The sequence below is a fragment of the Cumulibacter manganitolerans genome (genome assembly GCF_009602465.1).
Classification (GTDB): domain Bacteria; phylum Actinomycetota; class Actinomycetes; order Mycobacteriales; family Antricoccaceae; genus Cumulibacter; species Cumulibacter manganitolerans.
Genome location: NZ_WBKP01000014.1, coordinates 17,194 through 38,812 on the forward strand (window position 1 = coordinate 17,194; position 21,619 = coordinate 38,812).

Consider the following 21,619-nt stretch of genomic DNA (forward strand, 5'->3'; position numbering starts at 1 on the left):
GCGGCACCACAGGACAGGGGCTGGATGAGCACTCGCGTACGGGCGGCCCGCCCGGGAGCGCCCGCCTGGCTCCTCGTCCTGATCGCCGCCGTGCCGTTGTGCTTCCTGGCGGTGTTCTTCCTGCTGCCGGTCGGCGGCATGCTGCACCGCGGGTTCTTCGCCGACGGCGCGCTCGACCTGTCCGGGTTCACCGAGACCCTCGCCCGGGCCCGCATCCGACGGCTGGTGTGGCTCACGATCGCCCAGTCCGGGCTGGCGTCGGCGATCTCCGTGGTGCTCGGCGTGCCGGTCGCGTACTGCCTGTACCGGTTGTCGTTCCCCGGCCAGGCGGTGCTGCGGGCGATCGTCACGATGCCGTTCGTGCTGCCGACCATCGTCGTCGGCGTGGCGTTCCGCACGCTGCTGAGCGAGGCCGGACCGCTCGGCTTTCTCGGCCTCGACGGCACCTGGACGGCGATCATCCTGGGGCTGGTCTTCTTCAACATCAGCGTGGTCGCCCGAACGGTCGGTGTGGCATGGCAGGGACTCGGGAGCCGGGCGGAGGAGTCGGCGTCCTCCCTCGGCGCCGCACCCCTGACGGTCTTCCGCACGATCACGCTGCCCGCGCTGCGGCCGGCCATCCTGTCCGCGGCCTCCGTCGTGTTCCTGTTCTGCGCCACCTCCTTCGGCGTCGTGCTCACGCTGGGCGGTCTGCGCTACGGGACGATCGAGACGGAGATCTACCTGCAGACCGCGCACTTCCTCGACCTCAAGACAGCGGCGGTCCTCTCGGTCGTGCAGCTGGTCGTGGTGCTCGCCCTGCTCGCGGTCATCGAACGTGCCCGCCGCACGACGACGACGCGCGCGTCGACCGGCCGATCGAGCCGGCGCCGTCCGGCGGCTGCCGAGTGGCCGGTCCTCGGGGTCACGGCCGGCGTCGTGCTGTTCCTGCTCGCCCCGATCGCCTCCCTGGTCGGCCGGTCGCTGCAGAAGGACGGCGCGTGGACGCTCGCCAACTACGCCGCCCTCGGGACCACCGGAGCCGGCAACGCGCTCCTGGTCACCGTGTGGCAGGCCTTGCAGGTGTCCCTCGTCATCGCCGCGAACGCGACGGTGATCGCGGTGCTGCTCGGGGTGCTGGTCGCGTTCGTGGTGTCTCGCGCTACGCAGACCCGCACCGGACGGCGGTGGGTGTCGGCGTTCGACGCCGCCTTCATGCTGCCGCTCGGGGTCTCGGCGGTGACCGTGGGATTCGGCTTCTTCATCACCTTGAATCACCCGCCGCTCGATCTGCGGACGTCGTCCGTGCTCGTCCCGATCGCGCAGGCGACCGTCGCGCTGCCGCTGGTGGTCCGCACCATCACCCCCGCGCTGACCCAGATCGACGACCGGGCCCGCCAGGCGGCGATGGTGCTCGGCGCGTCGTACGGTCGCGCGCTGCTCACCGTCGACCTGCCGGTCGTGTGGCGACCGTTGCTCGCGGCAGCCGGATTCGCCGCCGCCGTGTCGATGGGGGAGTTCGGCGCCACCTCCTTCCTGGCGCGCGCCGACAACCCGACCCTGCCGGTCGTCATCTACCGGCTCATCTCCCGGCCGGACGCCGAGAACTTCGGGATGGCGATGGCCGCGTCCGTCGTGCTGGCGCTCGTCACGGTCGCGCTCATGGGTCTGGTCGACCGGTTGGGCGTGGGCGCGGTGGGAACGTTCTGATGAGCGAGCTGGTGGTGGAGAACCTGAGCGTGTGCTTCGGGCGGCTGCGAGCCGTCGACGGCGTGGACCTCGGCGTGCGGGGCCCGGAGATCGTCGCGGTGATCGGGCCATCGGGGTGCGGCAAGTCCAGCCTGCTGCGGGCGGTCGCCGGGCTCGAGGTGCTCGCCTCGGGGCGGGTGCTGTTCGACGGCGTGGACCAGGCCGCCGTCCCCGTGCACAAGCGGCGCTTCGGTCTGATGTTCCAGGACGGCCAGCTCTTCGAGCACCTGTCGGTCGCCGACAACGTCGCGTACGGACCGCGCCGGCACGGGGCCGGCCGCGCGTCGGCCGCCGCGACGGCCCGGCGGCTGCTCGGCATGGTGGGGCTGGCGGACTACGGCGACCGCGCGCCGGCGACGCTGTCGGGCGGCCAGCGGCAGCGCGTCGCGCTCGCCCGCGCGCTCGCACCGCGACCGGGCCTGTTGCTGCTCGACGAGCCCCTGTCGGCGCTCGACGCCTCCCTTCGCACCCGGCTCGCCGCCGACCTCCGTACGGCGCTGCGCGAGACGTCGACGATGGGGCTGCTGGTGACCCACGACCACGAGGAGGCCTTCGCCGTCGCGGATCGCGTGGTGCTGATGCGCGACGGCCGGTTCGTGCAGGACGGTACCCCGCGGCAGGTGTGGTCGCATCCGGTGGACGAGGACGCGGCCCTGTTCCTCGGCTACGTGCGAGTGCTGCGCGGGGCGCAGCTGCGGCCGCTGCGGGAGGCCTTCGCTGTCACTGCCGCAGCGCTCGCGATGCGCCCGGGCGCGTTGCGGTTGTCGGGCGCCGAGGGTCGGCCCCCGGAGGGTCGGCTGGCCGCGACGGTGCTGGCGAGCACGCCGACCGTCGACGACCAGCGGATCGTCGTCCGCCTCGCCGACGGGCAGGAGCTGGACGCCGTCGCGCCGATCGAGGCGCTGCTGCAGCCCGGCGATCCGGTCACCCTCGAGCTCGACCGCGGAGCCGTCGCGCCGTTGCCGACGTGATCGTCAGCGCGGGGGCAGCGGGCGATCAGGGCAGGGCGATCGGCTCTGTGCGGGCCGAGCCCGCGCCTGTCGGCCGCCCGTCCGCCGCCGGACCGCCGGCCACCGGGATCAGGTCGGCGATGACGATGGTGACGTTGTCCGGTGCACCCGCCTCGAGCGCCAGGGAGATCAGCCGGTCGGCTGCCTCGTCGATGTCGTCGAGATCCAGTGCCGCGGTGACGTCCGCGGTGTCGACGTAGTCCGTGAGCCCGTCACTGCACACCAGGTAGCGATCACCGTGGATCCGCATGAGCGTCGTGAACCGGGGCGTGACTTCCTTGCCGTTGACCGACTTCAGGACGATGTTGCGGTACGGGTGGTGCTGCGCCTGGTCGGCGGTGATGTCGCCGTTCTCGACCATCATCTGCACGTAGGAGTCGTCGTGGGTCAGCTGCGTGAGCTTGCCGCTGTCGCGCTGGTAGAGGTAGGCCCGCGAGTCGCCGATGTTCGCCACCGCGATCCGGCGGGCTCCGAACAGCACCGCGGTGAGCGTGGTGCCCATGCCCTCGAGATCGGGGTCGTGCTCGACCCGGCGCGCGATCTCGGCCGTCGCGGCCGCGGTGGCCTCGGCGAGCGCCTTGGTCAGCTCGTCGTCGCGCTCGACCTCGTCGAGCGCGGCGAACTGGTCGGCGGTGATCCGCGACGCGACCTCGCCCGCGGCGTGGCCGCCCATCCCGTCGGCGACGACGAGCAGGCGCGGTCCGACGAAGTAGTTGTCCTCGTTGTTCTCGCGCACGAGGCCCTCATGGGTGCGCGCGGCGGTTCGCAACGTGTAAGGCATCTCGCGCTCCTTCGCGGGGCGTGTGGCACTGGCGGACCGCTCGATTCTACCGATTGCGCTGTTGCGCCGCCGTAACCTCGCGCGGGCGGTCGGCGGAAGTGCTTCGGGCGTACCGGCACCTCCGCCGACGCCGTGCTCAGGCGAGCGTGAGGAAGAGCTTCTCCAGCGTCGCCTGATCCTCGGCGCTGATTCCCTCGGGGGACGCCAGGCACTGGCGCATTCCCGAGGACACGATCGCGAAGCCGGCGCGATCCAGCGCGCGGTTCACCGCGGCGAGCTGGTTAACGACGTCCTTGCAGTCGCGGCCCTCCTCGATGAGGCGGATCACGCCGCCGATCTGGCCCTGCGCGCGGCGCAGCCGGTTGATGACGGGGGTCAGGTCGTCGCTGTTGAGAGTGACCATGAGGGGCTCCTGGGGGTCGGGCTGATCAGCCGGTGAGGGTGCTGAGTGCGGTGCTGAGCCGGTCGCGGGCGTCGGCCGCGACGTCGGTGAGGTTCTCGTTGCCGGTCAGGCTGACCATGACGTCGGGATCCATGGCCTCGACCACGGTCGTCGAGTCGTCGACGGCGCGAACGACGACGTTGCAGGGCAGCAGCAGGCCGATCGAGGGCTCGGCCTCCACCGCGGCGTGAGCCAGCGGCGGCCGGCACGCCCCGAGGATGACCTGGGGCGCGATGTCGGCGCCGATCTTCTCCTTCAGGGTGGCGGCGAGGTCGATCTCGGTCAGCACCCCGAAGCCCTGCTCACCCAGAGCGGCACGGGTGGCTTCGACGGTCTCGCCGAACGGGCGACGAACGGTGGCGGACAGGGCGTAGCTCATGGCGGACTCCTCGATGCGCGGGCGGGCTCTGAGAACGCCCATATCATATACCGGCTGGGGTATGTCTGCCAGTTCGCGCATCGCGGCGTGCACCGGCCCTACAAATACCCCGTGGGGTACATCACGAGCCGGCCGGGACCAGTGGCGGAAATACCGCTCCCGGTATTACGGTTAGACGGTCACATACCCCTGAGGGTATCCGCGCCACTCGGCGGCGGCCCTCGGCACCCGTACGAGACAGCGAAGGAAGTAGCCATGAGTGCAGCCCCGGTCATCGTTCCCATCGAGACGCCGACGCTGGGTGACCGTTCCTACCTCGCGCACGACGGCGAGGTTGCAGTGGTCGTCGACCCCCAGCGTGACATCGACCGTGTCCTGTCGATCGCGGAGTCCGCCGGCGTGCGGATCACCCACGTCCTCGAGACGCACATCCACAACGACTACGTCACCGGCGGCCTGGCGCTCGCGCAGGCGACCGGTGCGGCGTACCACGTGAACGCCGCCGACGACGTCTCCTACGACCGGGTCCCCGTCTCCGACGGTGACGTGGTCGAGATCTCCCCGACGATGCGCGTCCGGGTCATCGCGACGCCCGGCCACACGTTCACCCACCTGTCCTACGCCCTGGAGGCCGGCGATCCGCTCGAGCCGGTCGGCGTGTTCACCGGTGGCTCACTGCTGTTCGGCGCGACCGGCCGTCCGGACCTGCTCGGCCACGAGCACACCGACGACCTGGTGCACCACCAGTTCGCCTCCGCCCACCGGCTCGCCGAGGAGCTCCCGGAGCACACTCACGTGCTGCCGACGCACGGCTTCGGATCGTTCTGCTCGGCCGGCTCCACCGGCGACGTCACCGAGTCGACCATCGGCCGGGAGAAGCGGCAGAACCCCGCGCTCACGCAGGACGAGCAGCAGTGGGTCGCCGACACCCTCGCCGGCCTCGACGACTACCCGGCGTACTACGCCCACATGGGGCCCGCCAACAGCGCCGGACCGTCCGGAGCAGATCTGAGCACCCCGGAGGCCGCCGACAAGGAGACCCTCGCGGCGCGGATCGCGGCGGGCGAGTGGGTGGTGGACCTGCGCAGCCGCACGGCGTTCGCCGCCGGCCACGTCACCGGCACGCTGAACTTCGGCATCGACGGCCAGTTCGCCACGTACCTCGGCTGGCTCATCCCCTGGGGCACCCCGCTGACGTTGCTCGGCGACAGCCCCGAGCAGGTGGCGGAGGCGCAGCGCGAGCTGGTCCGGATCGGCATCGACCGGCTGGCCGGCGCCGCCACCGGCAGCCCCGCCGACTGGTCGGACGCCGACCCGGGGACGTTCGAGCGCGCGGAGTTCGCCGACCTCGCCCAGGTCCGCCACCACCGGCCGGTCGCCGTGCTCGACGTGCGTCGCTCCTCGGAGTACGCCGACGGCCACATCGACGGCGCGACCCACATCCCGCTGCACGAGCTGCTCGGTCGTCTCGACGAGGTGCCCGGCGGCGAGGTCTGGGTGCACTGCGCCGCCGGCTACCGCGCGTCCATCGCCGCGTCGGTGCTCGCCGCACACGGGATCCGTCCGGTGGCGATCGACGACAGCTTCGACGAGAGCGCCGCGGCCGCGGGCCTGCCCCTCACCCACTGACCCACCCCACCTTTCCCGCAACACCCACCACGAAGGAGAACTCTCATGTGCCGTCCCGCTACCTGCAAGGTCTGCGGCAAGACCACCTGGGCCGGCTGCGGCCAGCACGTCGACCAGGTGATGGCCGGCGTCCCCCGCGCCGACCGCTGCCCCGGCCACACCGTCGAGCAGAAGGACGCCGCCGCCGGCGGCGGATTCATGTCTCGGCTCTTCGGCCGCTGACCCACCCACCGCCGGCGCAGCGGGCTACCGGCCCGCGCGCCGGCGGTGCCGCCTTGCCCCGATCGCCATGGGCGACGCCGCCCGTGGCGCGCCCCACCTCGCCCGCTGCATCTGCCGTATCTCACCAGACAAGGAGCGATCCCCTCGTGTCACCGCTCGTCCTGCCCGTAGCGCTGCTGATCGGCCTGTCGCTGGGCGCCCTCGGCGGCGGAGGGTCGATCCTCACCGTCCCCGCGCTGGTCTACCTGCTCGGCCAGGACGCCCGGCAGGCCACCACCGCCTCCCTCGTCATCGTCGGTCTCACGTCGCTGATTGCGTTGATCCCGCACGCTCGCCGCGGCAACGTCCGGGTGGGGCAGGGGCTGGTCTTCGGCATCCTCGGCGTCGCCGGCTCCTTCGCGGGAGCCGCCGCGTCGGGCCTGGTACCCCCGGCCGTGCTGCTGACCGCCTTCGCCGCGCTCATGCTCGTGGTCGCGGTCCTCATGCTGCATCGCACTCGCCGGCGAGCCACCGACACCGGTCATGCCCACGCCACGGGCACGGCTGCGCCGATGCTCACGTGGAAGCCGTTCACCATCGCGTGGCCGCGCGTCGCGAAGGTCGTCCTGACCGCTACGGCGGTCGGCCTGCTGACCGGGTTCTTCGGGGTCGGCGGGGGGTTCGCGCTCGTCCCGGCGCTGGTGCTCGCCCTGTCCTTCTCCATGCCGGTCGCGGTCGGCACCTCGTTGCTGGTCATCGCCGTCAACAGCGGCACGGCGCTGATCGCCCGCGCCGCCGGCGGCGTCCACCTCGACTGGACGGTGATCGCGGTGTTCACCGGCGTCGCGATCGTCGGCAGCCTCCTCGGCGGCCGCATCGCCGGCCGGGTCTCCCCCCAGCACCTGACCCGCGCGTTCGCGGTGCTGCTCATCGCGGTCGCGCTGTACACCGCCGCGCGCAGCATCCCCGGCCTGTTCTGATCGGCCGCCGTCCGCGTCGGCGACGGCTGCGCAGCCTCAGTCCTGGCCGGGCAGCCCCACCGGGCAGGAGACCCCGTTGAAGCCGTGGTTGCAGTAGCCGCCGGGGTTCTTGTGCAGGTACTGCTGGTGGTAGTCCTCCGCCAGGTAGTACTCGCGCAACGGCTCGATCTCGGTCGAGATCTCGCCGTACCCCCGGCTGGTCAGCTCCTGCTGGTACGCCGCGCGCACCCGCTCCGCGGTGGCCGCCTGCTCCGGTGAGCCCACCAGGATGATCGACCGGTACTGGGTGCCGACGTCGTTGCCCTGCCGCCACTTCGTGGTCGGGTCGTGGTTCTCGAAGAACGTCTTCAGCAGCTGCTCGTAGGAGATCTGCGCCGGGTCGAACACGACGCGGACGACCTCGGCGTGACCGGTGCGCCCGGTGCAGGTCTCCTCGTACGTGGGGTACGGCGTGTACCCCCCGGCGTACCCGGCGGAGGTCGACAGCACGCCCGGCAGCTGCCAGAAGATCCGCTCGACCCCCCAGAAGCAGCCCATGCCGAACACCGCCACCTCGCTGCCCGCGGGCCACGGCGCCTCCAGCGGCGCTCCCTCGATGACGGCATGCTCGTGCGGCACGGCGTACGGGTAGGACATCCGCCCCGGCAAGGCCTCGTCCTCGGTCACCATCGTCGGCCTAGCGCCCCACATCATCATGCGATCCAGCGTACGACCAGACCAAGACGCCTGCCCGGAGCGCGGAACGATGACAGAATCGCTGCGGACGAAGGAGGCTTCATGGGAGTACGGGACATCGTGATGAGCAGGGTCGTCGCACCGGCCATCAAGAAGGCCGCGCCGGACAAGGCCGCCGGGCTCATGCGCGCGGCCTTCGGCAAGGCCGTCGACGGGGTCGGCCCGCTCAAGGGCGCTGCCGAGGACGCCGACCGCAGGCTGCAGAAGGCGCACGGGGACGTCGAGCGGGCGATCGACGACGTCATCGGCGATCACGTCCGGATGGCTGCCGCGGAAGGGTTCGTCACCAACATCGGCGGACTGGCCTCGATGGCGGTGCTGGTGCCGACCAACATCGCCGGAATCGCGCTCATCCAGTGCCGGATGGTCGCGGAGATCGCGCATCTGCGCGGCTACGACCTCGCCGACCCGCACGTGCGCACCGCCGTGTTCGCGACGATGCTCGGCGCCAAGGCGGTGCGGGCGCTGGAGAAGGACAAGCAGCTTCCGTCGCGCCCGCGCGCCATCGCGACCGGCCCGGCGCTCGATCAGGCGACAACCGACCGCATCTCGGCCGCCGTGACCGGCGAGATCATCGCCCGGGCCGCCGGGCGGTCGACCGTCACGATGATCGGCAAGCGAGTTCCCGTGCTAGGTGGCGTCGTCGGTGGCGCGACCGACTCGTGGACGACGCGCCAGATCGGCAAGTACGCCGCGCGCGAGCTCACCCAGCGGGTGATCCAGAGCTGACGCCGTCGCCGAATCGATCCGTCGGCGAACCCGACGGCCGGACGGCCGGTCACGGCAGATATACATGCGCCAGAACCCGTTCTCGATACTTGCCGTGGATCGAGGCCGATAGGAGGAGCATGATGAGCGCGATCCAGGACGAGATCGACGAGATCGACACCCCTGCGCTGCACCGCCCCGACGTGTACGACGGGTTGGCGGATGCCGTTCGTGAGCTGCTCGACGCCACGGTGCGCACGAGAATCGCCGCGGCGGAGGTCGAGGCGCTGACCGCTCGGCTACGCGGGGTGTCTCGGGAGCTCCTGGTCGACGCGCATCCCGGGTCGCTCGGTCGGGTGCGGGGCGCGGACGAGTGGGGCGGCAACCCGGCCAATCCGGTGGACGGTCGGCGCAACGCGTTCGCCCAACCGCTGCAGATCCATCGCGACTACGAGAACCAGCGAGCCGCGGCCCGGTTCAGCCTGGGCGCGCCCTACGAGGGGCCGCCGGAGCACATCCACGGCGGTGTCATCGCGATGCTGCTGGACCAGGTCATGGGGATGGTCCCCGCGTTCACCGACACGCCGCGGATGACCGCCTATCTGAACGTCACCTACCGTCGGCCCAGCCCACTGATGGCCGAGCTGGGCGTCGAGGCATGGGTCGACCGGATCGAAGGACGCAAGACCTTCGTCACCGGCCGGATCGCCGACGCCGACGGCCGCACGACGGCCGAGGCCGAGGCACTGTTCGTCGCGCTCAAGCCCGGAGGCTAGCCCGGTTCCGAGGCCGGCCTGCCCCTCCCGCGCAAGCCTCGGGGCGGCGGCCGTACCGGTGGCGCGTCCCGGCGCGGACCGGTGATACTGGCGGTTGACGATGGGAGGGCTGATGGCCCGGTTCGAGCACGAGACCACACTTCCGCACCCCCGCGAGGACGTCTTCGAGTGGCACGAGCGTCCCGGCGCGCTCGTCCGGCTCAACCCACCCACGCTCGGCCGGGTGAAGAGCGCACCGAACGGCGTCCGCAACGGGGAGCAGGCCGTGCTGCGGATGTCGATTCCCGGCACGGTAGGGCAGGCCGGTATCACCTGGAAGGCGCGGCACCTCGGCTACGACCGGCCGAACAAGTTCGAGGACGTCATGGAGTCCGGGCCGATGCACTCGTGGCATCACAAGCACCTGTTCCGGGACGCCCCCGGCGGCGGCACCGTCATCCACGACGAGATCACCTTCGAGCTGCCGTTCCCCGCGGTCGGACCGGCGGCCGGGTTCGGTGAACGGGTCGCGCTGCGCGAGCTGTCCAAGGCCTGGGGGTACCGCGACCGCCAGCTGCGCTTCGACCTCGACTTCCACGCCGCCCACCCGACGCCGCGCACCATCGCCGTCACCGGCGCCACCGGGCTGGTCGGCACCCAGCTCGTCGCCTTCCTGGGCGGCGGGGGACACGACGTACGGCGGGTGACCCGCGGCTCGGGGAGCGGCGACGACATCAGGTGGGATCCCGCGCGCGGCGAGCTCGACGCCGAGCAGCTGCGCGACGTCGACGTGGTGATCCACCTCGCCGGGGAACCGGTCGCGGGGCGGTTCACCGAGGCCCACAAGAAGCGGGTGCTCTCCTCCCGCCGCGACGGAACCCGGCTGCTCGCGGAGGCGCTCGCTGCCCTCGCCGGCGACGGTCGGCAGCGGGCGCTGATCAGCTCGTCCGCCTCGGGCTACTACGGCCCGAACCGCGGTGACGAGTGGCTCACCGAGGACATGCCCGCCGGCGACGGCTTCCTCGCCGAGGTGTGCCGCGAGTGGGAGGCGGCCTGCCAGCCGGCCCGGGACGCCGGGGTCCGGGTGGTCAACGTGCGCACCGGCATCGTGCAGTCGGCGGCCGGCGGCCAGCTCGCCATCCAGGCCCCGTTGTTCCGCCTCGGCGCCGGCGGCCCCCTGGGCGGCGGCGCGCAGTGGATGCCGTGGATCGCCATCGAGGACCTGCTCGGCATCTACGGGCACGCCGCGCTCACCGACGGCCTCGAGGGTCCCGTCAACGCCGCGGCTCCGGGCATCGTGCGCAACGAGGAGTACTCGAGGATCCTCGCCCGGGTGCTGCATCGTCCGTCGCTGCTGCGGGTCCCGCGCCTCGGGCCGCGGGTGCTGCTGGGCGCCGACGCGGCCGAGGAGTTCGCGCTCGCCGGGCAGCGGATGTCCAGCGAGAAGGTCCGCGGCTGGGGCTACGAGTTCGGCTATCCCGACCTCGAGCCGGCGCTGCGCCACGTGCTGGCCCGCTAGCCGGCGCCGGCTTGCTGCCCTACGGTGTCTTCCCACGGCGCCGGCTTGCTGCCCCACGGTGTCTTCTCCACGGCGCCGGCTTGCTGCCCCACGGTCGTCGAGCGAGCGGAGCCGATAGGCGCAGCGACGTCGAGACGCCGTGAGCCGCCGCTCGGTCGCGCGGGACCACCGCCCCATCGCGGACCGTCGGCCGGTGCCGGTCCGCTCCCGACGGTGCTTGTCCACGGCGCCGGCTTGCTGCCCCACGGTCGTCGAGCGAGCGGAGCCGATAGGCGCAGCGACGTCGAGACGCCGTGAGCCGCCGCTCGGTCGCGCGGGACCACCGCCCCATCGCGGACCGTCGGCCGGTGCCGGTCCGCTCCCGACGGTGCTTGTCCACGGCGCCGGCTTGCTGCCCCACGGTCGTCGAGCGAGCGGAGCCGATAGGCGCAGCGACGTCGAGACGCCGTGAGCCGCCGCTCGGTCGCGCGGGACCACCGTCCCCGGGGCGGCCGATTCCCCTACGATCGGGGCATGAAGATGAAGACCCCGCTTGAGAAGGCATTCTGCGACCAGATCACCCTCGAGTTCGAGGCGTCGATCGTGTACCGGCAGCTCGCTATCGAGATGGACGTCCTCGCCCTCCCCGGCATGGCGGCGTGGCTGCGCCACCAGGCCGACGAGGAGATCGTGCACGCCAACAAGTTCATCGACCATCTCGTCGACCGCGACAACCACCCGTCGATCGGGACGATCGAGCCGCCGCCGACCAACGTCGAGGACCCGCTGTCGGCGTTCCAGGCCGCGCTCGCGCATGAGCAGAAGGTCTCGGAGTCGATCCGCACGCTGTACCGCACCGCGGAGGCCGACGGCGACCTCGACTCGCGTCCGCTGCTGAACTGGTTCCTCACCGAGCAGATCGAGGAGGAGTCCACGGTCAGCGACATCGTCGACCGGATCAAGCTGATCAACGACGACGGCCCCGGCCTGCTGCGGCTGGACTCCGAGCTCGGCTCGCGGCCGACCCGCACGACCGAGGACAGCCAGGGCTGATCGCAGCGCGAGAGATTCCGGAAATCGTCGCCCTGCAGGCGTGCAGTCCACCCCGAGTGGCCAGCGCTCCTGCAGGGCGACGTTCTGTCGGGCGCAGGTCCGCCCGCTCGTGGGGGCTCGGTCGTCGAGGGCCGTCACAGCGACCGACCGGCTCGCCGCGCCCGGGCCCGGCCTGGGGCTCCGGCTCGGGTCAGCCGAGGGTCTCGTCGAGGTAGCACCAGCGCCACAGCTCGCCCGGCTCGAAGCTGCGCATCACCGGATGCCCGGTGCGCTGGAAGTGCCGGGTCGCGTGGGTGCCGACCGACGAGTCGCAGCAGCCGACATTGCCGCAGGCCATGCACACCCGCAGGTGCACGGGCTCGGTGCCCTCGCGCACGCAGTCCTCGCAGATCCGCGATGTCGGGACCGGGCAGTCGGCCAGCGCGCTCGCCTGCAGGTGCGCGCACTCGCCCGCGACGACGGCGGGTGTCGCGAGGGTCGAGCCGCGCAGCTGCTCGGTGTAGTCGGTGACCGCCTGCAGGATCGTCTCCTCGACGTCCAGCCCGGCGAGCTCCTGCTGGAGCACCTCGTGATCGGCGCCGCCGGCATCGCGGATCCGCAGGACCTCGTCGCGTTCGGCCTGGATCATCAGCAGCCGCGCCCGGCGGCGCAGCTCGTTCGGGGTCTCGGACGTCGACCCCAGCTGTTCCCAGACCCGGTAGGTCTTCTGCCGGGCCTGGGTCCGCAGTTCCTCGCCGAGGTCTTCGGAGACGGTCAGGGCGCCCGCCGCGATCGCGTCGTCCAGCGCCCGGATGCCCGCGGCGGCTGCCGACTCGGTGATCTGCGCCTGCTGCAGCGCGTCCTCGGTGGCGATCGGGCCCCGCACGCCGAGCCGCCGCGCGACCCAGGGCAGGCTCAGCCCCTGCAGCAGCAGGGTGCCGGCGGTGACCACCATCGCGGCGAAGATGAGCACCTCGCGGTGCGGCGTCTGCTGTGGCAGCACCAGTGCCGCGGCGAGGGTCACGACGCCGCGCATCCCCGCCCAGGCCGTGACGGCCGTGTCGCGGGCGGGCAGCGGACGGCGCTTGCTCGGCAGCAGCCGGTATCCGCTGAGCCACAGCGGCCGGGCGAGCAGCACGGTCAGCAGGACGGCGCCGCACGCCAGCAGCACCCGCGGCCAGCCCAGCGACGACGAGGCGACCGCGGAGATGACGGGGTGCACCTGCAGCCCGATCAGCAGGAAGACGGCGTTCTCGAGGACGAACTGGATGGTCTTCCACGTCTGGCCCAGCGTCGATCGGATCGCGGGCGACTGCTCGCGGTACGCGCGGTAGGCCGTCAGCAGCCCCGCGACGACCGTCGCGACGACGCCGGAGGCATGGATCAGCTCCGCGGGGACGTACGCGATGAACGGCACCAGCAGGGACGCCGCCGTCGCATGCACCGGGCCGGCGGCGTGCCGGTACATCCAGCCGGAGAGCCGCGCGACGACCCAGCCGATGAGCACGCCGCCGACCACCGAGACGGCGAACGACAGGGCCACCTCGCCGAAGGTGACGACGCCGGTGATCCCCACGATGGACAGCCGCAGCAGGACGATCGCGGTGGCGTCGTTGAGCAGCGACTCGCCCTCGAGGATCGTCACGACTCGCCGCGGCAGCCCGATCCGGCGGGCCACCGCGGAGGCCGCGACGGCGTCCGGCGGACCGACGATGGCGCCGAGGGCCAAGGCGGCGGCGAGCGGGATCGGCAGCAACCAGTACGCGATCGCGCCGACGGCGAGGGCCGTGAAGACCACGAGCCCGACGGACAGCATCGCGATCGGCCGCTTCTCGGCGCGGAAGTCGGTCAGCGAGGCGCCGATCGCCGCGGCGTACAGCAGCGGCGGCAGCAGCCCGAGCAGGATCAGCTCCGGATCGAGCTCCACCCGCGGCACGATGGGGACGTAGGACGCCGCCGCCCCGGCCGCGACGAGCAGCAGCGGAGGGGGAACGCGCAGCCGCCCGGTGATCGACGTGCCGGCGACGATGACTGCGCCGAAGGCGACCAGCCACTCCACTACATGCATGCGCTGATTATGGCCGCCGGGCGAAGGGCGACTTCAGTAGTGTTCCAGGCAGCGTCGGCCCACGCGCCCGGCGAGCCGCCCCGACGAGAGGAGCTGCGTCCGTGAGCACTCCGGAGCACCGCCCCCAGCGCGGGGAGCCAGAGGGGGCGCGCCTGCTGGACGCCGTCCGACGCCTGCGCGCAGTCGTCGATCGCGTCCGGCTGCCCCTGGAGCTGCCGGCGATCGCAGCGGCCCGCTCCGAGCGGCGGCAGCTTCTCGACCAGCTCGACGACTACGTCCTGCCCCGGCTGTCCTCGCTCGACGCGCCGCTGCTGGCGGTGATCGGTGGGTCGACCGGCGCCGGCAAGTCGACGCTCGTCAACTCCCTCGTGGGCCGCGTCGTCTCCCGGTCCGGCGTGCTGCGCCCGACCACCCGCGCATCGGTGCTGGTGCACCACCCGGCCGACGAGCGCTGGTTCAGCGACGACCGGGTGCTGCCCGGCCTCGGCCGGCTGACCGGGGCGCAGGGGCCGGACGACGACCCGGGCGCCGTCCGGCTGGCTGCTACCGGCGCCGTCCCGCAGGGGATCGCGCTGCTCGATGCACCAGACATCGACTCCGTCGTACAGGCCAACCGCGACCTCGCCCGCCAGCTGCTGAGCGCCGCCGACCTGTGGCTGTTCGTCACGACGGCCGCGCGGTACGCCGACGCGGTGCCGTGGGAGCTGCTGCGCCAGGCCGCGGCGCGCGGCACCTCGGTGGCGATCGTCCTCGACCGGGTCCCGACCGACGCGGTGGCCGAGATCCGCGACCACCTCGCCGGCATGCTGCGCGAGCAGGGGCTGGGCAGCGCACCGGTGTTCACCGTGAGCGAGGCCCGGCTGGGTGCGGACGGGTTGCTGCCGGTCGGCGAGATCCAGCCGCTGCGCGACTGGCTCGGCGGCCTGGCGCACGACGCGAAAGCGCGCGCGCAGGTCATCCGCCAGACGCTGACCGGCGCACTCGACTCGCTGTCCGCGCGCAGCACCGCCCTGTCGAGCGCCGCGCGCGAACAGGACGCCGCGCTGCAGAGCCTGCACGACAGCTCGTGGAAGGCCTACGGGGAAGCGGTCGACGGCGTCATCGCCGGGATGGCGGACGGGACCCTGCTGCGCGGTGAGGTGCTCGGCCGGTGGCACGAGCTGGTCGGCACCGGTGAGCTGTTCCGCCAGATCGAGTCCGGCGTCGGCCGGATCCGCGACCGGCTGAGCGGGATGCTTCGTGGGAGGGCGAACCAGGTGCCTGCGGAGCGGCTCGGCGAGGCGCTGCAGACCGGCGTCGCCGCCCTCATCACCGCCCAGGCCCAGGGAGCCGCCTCGACGACGAGCCGGCAGTGGCGCACGCTGCCCGGCGGCGGCGACCTCCTCGCCGACCACCCGGGCCTCTCCCGCTCCAGCGAGGACTTGACGAAGCGGGTCGACGCCCTGGTGCGCGAGTGGCAGAGCGAGCTGCTGGAGATGGTTCGTGCCGAGGCCGGTCCCAAGCGCTCCACGGCCCGCTTCCTCGCGCTCGGCGTGAACGGCGTCGCCGTGCTGCTGATGCTCGTCGTGTTCATGTCGACCGCCGGGCTGTCCGGCGCGGAGGTCGGGATCGCGGGCGGGTCGGCGGTGCTGGCGCAACGGCTGCTGGAGGCGATCTTCGGTGACCAGGCCGTCCGCACGCTGGCCGCCAAGGCCCGCACGACCCTGGTCGAGAAGACCAAGCAGCTCTACCTCGCCGAGCAGCGGCGGTACGACGACGTGCTGCTGGCACTCGGGGTCGATCGGCAGCTCGCCGGCGAGCTCACCGCGGCGGCGTCCGACGTGCAGGCGGCGCGGTGACCCGCCGGCGCCGCGCGGACGCCGGCCTGCAGCAGCGCCGCGACGCCCTCGCCGAGGCCCTCGAGATCGGTGGGGCGCGGCTCGACCCGGCGGCCGCGGACCGGGCGCGCAGCACCGTGCGCAAGATCGGCGAACGCTCCGCGCTCGGCGCCGGCTACACCGTGGTCGCGCTCGCCGGTGCGACCGGCAGCGGCAAGTCGTCGCTGTTCAACGCGCTGGTCGGCGCCGACGTGGCGCGCGCCGGCGTCCGACGTCCCACGACGTCGACCGCCACGGCGGCCACCTGGGGTCCCGGCTCGGCGGCCGAGCTGCTCGACTGGCTCGGGGTGGGCGCGCGCCACCAGGTCGAGCAGCAGCCGGGCCCGCGCGACGGTCTGGTGCTGCTGGACCTGCCCGATTTCGACTCGCGCGAGCTGCGCAACCGGGCCGAGGCCGATCGGGTGCTGGCACTCGCCGACGTGTTCGTCTGGGTGACGGACCCGCAGAAGTACGCCGACGCGGTGATCCACGACCAGTACATCAAGGCGCTGTCGAGGCACGACGCGAAGACCGTCGTGGTGCTCAACCAGGCCGACCGGCTCACCGGCGAGCAGGTCGAGGAGACCGTCGCGGACCTGCACCGGCTGGTCACCGGGGACGGCGTACGCGACGTGCAGGTGCTGCCGACGTCCGCGAGCGCCGGCGGCGGCGTCGACCGGCTGATGGCGATGCTGACCGAGATCGCCCGGTCGCGGGCCGCCGCCGAGGCCCGGATGCGTTCGGACGTGCGGGCCGCCGCCGAGGAGCTGCGCGGCGGGGTCGGCGACACCGAACGGTCGCTCGGCGAGGACGCCGACGACCGGCTCGTCGACGCGCTCGCCAGGGCGGCCGGCGTCCCGGTCGTGCTGGACGCCGTACGCCGCGACTATCTGGCGCAGGCCACGGCGCGGGCGGGCTGGCCGTTCACCAAGTGGCTGCGGCGGCTGCGCCCCCACCCCCTGGGCCGGCTCGGCCTGAACCGCTCCGCGGCCGGCGCCGGGGCGCAGGCGGAGGACGTCCGGACCGCGCTCGGCCGCTCGTCGCTCCCGCAGGCGACCCCCGCCCAGCGTTCCGCGGTCGACCTCGCGACGCGCGATCTGGCCGACCGGGCCGCCGACGGGCTGCCGCTGCGGTGGGCGCAGGACGTCGAGCGGGTCGCCGTCCCCGACCACTCGAGCCTCGCCGACCAGCTGGATCAGGCCGTCCTGGGCACGCCGCTCGGCTTTCGCAAGCCGATCTGGTGGAGCGTCGTCGGGGTGCTGCAGTGGTGCTTCGCGCTGGCGGCGGTCGCCGGGCTGGTCTGGCTGGTGGTCCTCGTCGTCCTGGGCTGGCTGCAGCTGCACGTCGAGACGCCCGCGTGGGGCCCGGTGCCGTACCCGACGCTGCTGCTCGCCGCGGGGGTGGTCCTCGGCCTGCTGACCACCGCGGCGCAGCGCGTCCTGGCCTCGGTCGGCGCCCGGCGGCGCCGGGAACGGGTCCGGGCGCTGCTGCACGCGGCGATCGCCGGCACCGCGCGCACCCACATCATGGCGCCGGTGCGGCACATCCTGGCCGAGCACCGCCGCACCCGCGAGCTGCTCGACGTCGCCGGCCGCTGAGCCCCGGAGCCCGGCGGTTCTGCGGTGGAGTAGCACACGATATCCGGCCGATACCGTGCACTACTGCACCGCAGAACGGTCCCTCAGCGGCCGCGTAGCTCGCGGCGCAGGATCTTCCCGGTCGCGGTGCGCGGCAGGTCGTCGACGAACACCACCTCGCGCGGCACCTCGTGCGCGGCCAGCCGGGTGCGCACCTGCCGGCGCAGCTCGTCGGCGAGCTCGGGCGTGCCGCTCTCACCGGCGCGCAGGACGACGAACGCCTTCGGCGCCTCGCCGCGCTTCTCGTCGGGCACGCCGACCACCGCGGCCAGCGCGACCGCCGGGTGCGCGCACAGGCAGTCCTCGATCTCGGTGGGGCCGATCCGGTACCCGGAGGCGTTGATGACGTCGTCGTTGCGCATCTGGAACCAGAGGTAGCCGTCCTCGTCCATCACGCCGAGGTCCCCGGACAGCAGCCAGCCGTCCCGGAACTTCGCCGCGGTGGCCTCGGGGTTCTTCCAGTACTCCAGCATCACCAGCGGCGTACGGCGCGCGACGACCTGGCCGACCTGGCCGATCACCGGGTTGAAGTCGTCGTCCACCACGGCGATGGTGTTGCCCGGTCCGGGACGGCCGCCGGCCCCCGGCTTGGTGGGGTAGACCTTCGAGGAGTGCAGCACGAAGCCGTTCATCTCGGTCTGCCCCCACGCGTCGTTGATGTCGCCGCCGAAGTAGTCCTGGGCCCAACCGCGCAGCTCCGCGCCGAGCGGCTCGCCGCCGGACATCATCACCCGCATCGAGAAGTCGCCGCCGGGCACGCCGGAGGCGCGGAAACCGCGCAGCGCCGTCGCCGGCAGCAGGCTGATCGTGACCCCGAACTCGCGCATCAGCCACGCCGAGCGCGCCGGATCGAACCCCTCCGTGCGATCGACGACGACCGGGACGCCGTACAGCAGCCCCGGGCACATGATGCACATGATCCCGGCGATCCATGCCCAGTCGGCCGGCGACCAGAATACGTCGCCCTCCTGCGGCAGGAAGTCGTAGCAGGCCTCGATCAGCGGCATCTGCCCGTACACCTGGCGGTGCGCGTGCAGCGCGCCCTTGGGATGCCCCGTCGTGCCGGAGGTGTACACCAGGAAGGCAGGGTCCTCGGCCAGGGTGTCGACCGGGGTCAGGTCCGGCGAGGCGGCCGCGACGGCGCCCTCGAAGCTCTCCTCGCCCTCGCCGCCGATCACCAGCAGCGCGACGTCCCGCTCGCCGATGCCCTCCCGCACCTTCTCGGCGTGCGCGGCGAAGGTGATCACCGCCTTGGCCTCGGAGTTCGCGAAGCGGTAGTCCAGCGCCTCGGGACCGAACAGCGTCGACACGGGCAGGATGATCGCGCCCATCCGCCAGGCGGCGAGGAAGGCGGTGGCGGTGTGGAAGGACTGCGGGTTGATGACCATCACCACGTCACCGCGGCCGACGCCGCGCTCCCGCAGCGCGTTGGCCAGGCGGTGAGCCTGCTCCTGCAGGTCGCCGTACGTGAAGTCGCGGTGCGAGCGGTCGGCGTACACCTCGGTGATCGCCCGCTGCGCGAGGTCGCGGCCCTCGAGGATCGCCGCGGCGATGTTGAAGTGCTCGGGGATCTCCAGGGTCTCGAAGTCCACCTGGGACCACAGGTCGTCGTAGTTGTCGACGCGGGTGAGCAAGTTCTGCCAGGACATGGGCACTCCAACTGGGCGGGGCTTCGATAGGTTCGCTGTATTAACTATGACGCGGTTCACTGCGTCAACCCACACCAGGAGTGCGCCGATGGAACTGACTGACGCGATGAGCACGCTACGTGCGGTACGCCGGCTGCGTCCCGACCCGATCCCGGACGGCGTGCTGGGCCGGTTGCTGCAGGCGGCGACCTGGGCGCCGTCCGGCGGCAACGCGCAGGCGTGGCGGATCATCGTCGTGAAGGACCCGCGGACCAAGAAGGCGCTCGCGGATCTGTACCGTCCGGCGTGGGACGACTACATCGCCCAGGGCCGGGCGATCCGTACGCCGGGGCAGTCGGAGGAGACCCAGGACGCGGCCAAGAAGATGATCAAGGCGGGGCACTACCTGGCCGCCCACATGCACGAGGCGCCGGTGCTGCTGGTCTGCTGCTTCGACCCGCGGCGGATGGCGTTCACCGACGCCGGGCAGGACCGCCCGAGCGTGACCGGCGGCGCGTCCCTCTACCCGGCCGTGCAGAACCTGATGCTGGCCTGCGTCGAGGAGGGCATCGGCTGCACGCTCACCACCCTGCATTGCCGCTCGGAGCCGGAGGTCAAGCGGTTGCTGGGCATCCCGGAGGAGTGGGGGACCTCGGCGCTGATCCCGCTCGGGTATCCGGTCGGCGGCGGCCACGGGCCGATCACCCGCGCCCCGGTGGCGGAGATGGCGTGCGCCGAACGCTTCGGCGAGCCGTGGGCGCCGGCGCAGGGCTGAGGTCGGCCCGGACCCGTGTGCGCCGGTCACCCGCGCCGGCGCGCTCAGTCGAGGAGGTGCGGACCCCGCGTGCGGAGCTGCTCGAGCAGCGCGGCCGGGTCGGCGTACGTCGCCGCCGCGCCCGCCTCGGTCAGCTCGGCGGCCGGCGTGCCGCCGCAGGTGAGCCCGATCGCCGGCACGCCGGCCTCGACGGCCGAGCGCATGTCCCACACGCTGTCGCCCACGACGGTGCAGCGCTGCGCGGGCAGGCCGGCCTTGCGCAGCGCGACAACGAACGGCTCGGGGCTGGGCTTGGACTCGTCGACGTCGGCGGAGGTCACCACCAGGCTCGCCGCCGAGCGGCCGCCGATGAGCGGCAGCATCCACTCGAGGTCGTGCTCGTCGGCGCTGGTCACCAGGACCGTCGCGAAACCGGCCTGGGCGGCCTCCTGCAGCAGGTCGGCGACACCGGGCAGCGCCGCCACGTGCGGCGCCATCCCCGCGAGGAGCTCGTCATGGCGGTCGGTCACCCGGTCGTCGACCGAGCCGATCAGCGAGGTCAGCAGCCGGTCGCTGGCCATCCCGATCGCGTGGTGCACCGTCGCCGTGGGGATCCCGTAGTACCCGTTCTCCTGGAGCGCCTGCGACCAGGCCAGGGCGTGCTGCCAGTTCGAGTCGATGAGCGTCCCGTCGACGTCCAGCAGCAGCCCGCGCGGCTCGCTCATCGCGCCGCCCCCGGGCTCGACGGGTGGCGACGGGCCAGCTCGGGCAGCACCTCGTTCTTGTACAGCGCGAAGAAGCCCCGGTAGTCCGGCCCGACGTTGGACACGTGGATGTCGTCGAACCCGGCGTCGACGTACTGGGCGAACGCGGCCAGGTGCGTCTCGGCGTCCGGGCCCAGCGGTGCCGGCCCGTCGGCGACCATGTCGCGGGTGACCAGCTGCGCCGCCTGCTCGAAGTGCTGGGGGGACGGCAGCACCTGCGGCAGCTCGCCCGGCAGCAGGTCGTTCGGCCACAGGCGGTGCATGTGGTCGACGGCCTCGTCCCGGGTCGCGGCGTACGACGACTTGAACCCGGCCTGGGTGGGTGCCTGCGGCCCCTTGGCGTCGCGGAAGGCGGCGACCGAGTCGGCGTCCGGCTGCACCGACACGAAGCCGTCGGCGATCCGGCAGGCCAGCTCGAGCGACTTCGGCCCGAACGAGCTCAGGAAGATCGGCGGGAGCTGCTCGGGCAGCGTGTAGAGGCGTGCCGAGTCGACCGTGTAGAACTCGCCGGAGTGCGACACGACCTCACCGGTCCACAGCGCGCGGATGATGCCGACGGCCTCCTCCAGCATCGCCAGACGACGCTCGGCGTGCGGCCACGGGTCGCCGAGGATGTGCTCGTTGAGCGCCTCGCCCGAGCCCAGGCCGAGCGTGAACCGGCCGGGGCCGAGCAGTGCGGCGCTGGTCGCGGCGGCCTGCGCGACGATCGCGGGGTGCACCCGCACCGTCGGGCAGGTCACCGCCGTCGTCACCGGCAGGTCGGTCGCCTGCGCGAGCGCGCCGATCATCGTCCAGACGAACGCCGCGTTCCCCTGCTCGTCGTTCCAGGGATGGAAGTGGTCGCTGATCCACAACGACTCGAACCCGGCGTCCTGCGCGAGCACCGCCTGCTCGACGAGCTCGCCAGGGGCGTGGTCCTCGGCGGAGAGGAAATAGCCGAAACGGGGCATGATGCCCTCCCGGAGATAGGGGTGCGTGCGGTGGCTGCTCACCGGTCTCGTGACCCGTGGGCAACCCTACGCGGGTCGGCGGGC

20 protein-coding genes are annotated in these 21,619 nt (G+C 72.7%); 12 read left to right on the forward strand and 8 right to left on the reverse strand.

The genetic code is table 11. From position 1 onward, the window contains the following. Positions 1-24 precede the first annotated feature (24 nt). Positions 25-1,689 carry an ABC transporter permease gene (locus tag F8A92_RS07355; RefSeq protein ID WP_153504518.1) on the forward strand — a complete coding sequence of 555 codons (1,665 nt, stop codon included), beginning with the start codon at positions 25-27 and terminating at the stop codon, positions 1,687-1,689. Next, positions 1,689-2,699, forward strand: coding sequence for an ABC transporter ATP-binding protein (locus tag F8A92_RS07360; protein WP_153504519.1), 1,011 nt, complete (start codon positions 1,689-1,691; stop codon positions 2,697-2,699). Before F8A92_RS07355 ends, F8A92_RS07360 begins: the two co-directional genes overlap by 1 nt. A 25-nt stretch (positions 2,700-2,724) precedes the next feature. On the opposite strand, the gene F8A92_RS07365 is transcribed toward F8A92_RS07360, so the two are convergent. From F8A92_RS07365 to F8A92_RS07375, 3 genes are all read right to left on the reverse strand, one after another. Next, a complete protein-coding gene (locus tag F8A92_RS07365; protein ID WP_153504520.1) occupies positions 2,725-3,519 on the reverse strand; it encodes a PP2C family protein-serine/threonine phosphatase in 795 nt (264 codons plus the stop codon). Between the two features lie 136 nt (positions 3,520-3,655). Beyond that, entirely contained in the window at positions 3,656-3,922 is a 267-nt protein-coding gene (locus tag F8A92_RS07370) for a metal-sensitive transcriptional regulator (RefSeq protein ID WP_153504521.1), read from the reverse strand. A gap of 25 nt (positions 3,923-3,947) precedes the next feature. Then, positions 3,948-4,340: a DUF302 domain-containing protein gene (locus tag F8A92_RS07375; RefSeq protein ID WP_153504522.1), complete on the reverse strand. Its 393-nt coding sequence runs from the start codon at positions 4,338-4,340 to the stop codon at positions 3,948-3,950. Positions 4,341-4,595: 255 nt separating this feature from the next. Between F8A92_RS07375 and F8A92_RS07380 the strand changes: the two genes are divergently transcribed. The 3 genes from F8A92_RS07380 (at position 4,596) to F8A92_RS07385 (ending at position 7,150) form a co-directional block, all read left to right on the forward strand. Then, positions 4,596-5,969, forward strand: a complete 1,374-nt coding sequence (locus tag F8A92_RS07380; RefSeq protein WP_153504523.1) for an MBL fold metallo-hydrolase — start codon at positions 4,596-4,598, stop codon at positions 5,967-5,969. A gap of 45 nt (positions 5,970-6,014) precedes the next feature. Continuing rightward, positions 6,015-6,191, forward strand: coding sequence for a hypothetical protein (locus F8A92_RS18565; RefSeq protein ID WP_194291399.1), 177 nt, complete (start codon positions 6,015-6,017; stop codon positions 6,189-6,191). A gap of 146 nt (positions 6,192-6,337) precedes the next feature. After that, positions 6,338-7,150 (forward strand): sulfite exporter TauE/SafE family protein, encoded by an 813-nt coding sequence (locus tag F8A92_RS07385; RefSeq protein WP_194291400.1) that lies wholly within the window; start codon positions 6,338-6,340, stop codon positions 7,148-7,150. 36 nt (positions 7,151-7,186) lie between these two features. Here the strand turns inward: F8A92_RS07385 and msrA are convergent, their stop codons facing one another. Further along, positions 7,187-7,846 carry a peptide-methionine (S)-S-oxide reductase MsrA gene (msrA, locus tag F8A92_RS07390; RefSeq protein WP_228389282.1) on the reverse strand — a complete coding sequence of 220 codons (660 nt, stop codon included), beginning with the start codon at positions 7,844-7,846 and terminating at the stop codon, positions 7,187-7,189. Positions 7,847-7,927: 81 nt separating this feature from the next. Here msrA and F8A92_RS07395 point away from each other — a divergent pair, with 81 nt between their 5' ends. The 4 genes from F8A92_RS07395 (at position 7,928) to F8A92_RS07410 (ending at position 11,899) form a co-directional block, all read left to right on the forward strand. After that, entirely contained in the window at positions 7,928-8,614 is a 687-nt protein-coding gene (locus tag F8A92_RS07395; protein ID WP_228389283.1) for an EcsC family protein, read from the forward strand. Between the two features lie 122 nt (positions 8,615-8,736). Next, entirely contained in the window at positions 8,737-9,369 is a 633-nt protein-coding gene (locus tag F8A92_RS07400) for a PaaI family thioesterase (RefSeq protein ID WP_153504525.1), read from the forward strand. Positions 9,370-9,481: 112 nt separating this feature from the next. Further along, positions 9,482-10,867: a TIGR01777 family oxidoreductase gene (locus F8A92_RS07405; protein ID WP_153504526.1), complete on the forward strand. Its 1,386-nt coding sequence runs from the start codon at positions 9,482-9,484 to the stop codon at positions 10,865-10,867. Between the two features lie 513 nt (positions 10,868-11,380). After that, on the forward strand, positions 11,381-11,899 hold the full coding sequence (locus F8A92_RS07410) for a ferritin (protein ID WP_153504527.1): 519 nt from the start codon (positions 11,381-11,383) through the stop codon (positions 11,897-11,899). A gap of 190 nt (positions 11,900-12,089) precedes the next feature. On the opposite strand, the gene F8A92_RS07415 is transcribed toward F8A92_RS07410, so the two are convergent. Next, the gene (locus F8A92_RS07415; RefSeq protein ID WP_153504528.1) at positions 12,090-13,946 is read right to left on the reverse strand and encodes a Na+/H+ antiporter; all 1,857 of its coding nucleotides are present in this window, start codon (positions 13,944-13,946) and stop codon (positions 12,090-12,092) included. Positions 13,947-14,047: 101 nt separating this feature from the next. Here F8A92_RS07415 and F8A92_RS07420 point away from each other — a divergent pair, with 101 nt between their 5' ends. Continuing rightward, positions 14,048-15,784, forward strand: a complete 1,737-nt coding sequence (locus tag F8A92_RS07420; protein WP_153504529.1) for a GTPase domain-containing protein — start codon at positions 14,048-14,050, stop codon at positions 15,782-15,784. After that, positions 15,781-17,400, forward strand: a complete 1,620-nt coding sequence (locus F8A92_RS07425; protein WP_153504530.1) for a GTPase — start codon at positions 15,781-15,783, stop codon at positions 17,398-17,400. The genes F8A92_RS07420 and F8A92_RS07425 overlap by 4 nt, the downstream gene beginning before the upstream one ends. A gap of 83 nt (positions 17,401-17,483) precedes the next feature. Here F8A92_RS07425 and F8A92_RS07430 read toward each other — a convergent pair whose 3' ends face one another. Beyond that, positions 17,484-19,088, reverse strand: a complete 1,605-nt coding sequence (locus F8A92_RS07430; protein ID WP_153504531.1) for an AMP-binding protein — start codon at positions 19,086-19,088, stop codon at positions 17,484-17,486. Positions 19,089-19,176: 88 nt separating this feature from the next. Between F8A92_RS07430 and F8A92_RS07435 the strand changes: the two genes are divergently transcribed. Next, positions 19,177-19,842: a nitroreductase family protein gene (locus F8A92_RS07435; RefSeq protein ID WP_153504532.1), complete on the forward strand. Its 666-nt coding sequence runs from the start codon at positions 19,177-19,179 to the stop codon at positions 19,840-19,842. A 44-nt stretch (positions 19,843-19,886) separates the two neighbouring features. Here the strand turns inward: F8A92_RS07435 and F8A92_RS07440 are convergent, their stop codons facing one another. Next, a complete protein-coding gene (locus F8A92_RS07440) occupies positions 19,887-20,546 on the reverse strand; it encodes an HAD family hydrolase (protein WP_153504533.1) in 660 nt (219 codons plus the stop codon). Then, positions 20,543-21,577: a TIGR03557 family F420-dependent LLM class oxidoreductase gene (locus F8A92_RS07445; RefSeq protein ID WP_228389284.1), complete on the reverse strand. Its 1,035-nt coding sequence runs from the start codon at positions 21,575-21,577 to the stop codon at positions 20,543-20,545. The genes F8A92_RS07440 and F8A92_RS07445 overlap by 4 nt, the downstream gene beginning before the upstream one ends. Positions 21,578-21,619: the final 42 nt, after the last annotated feature.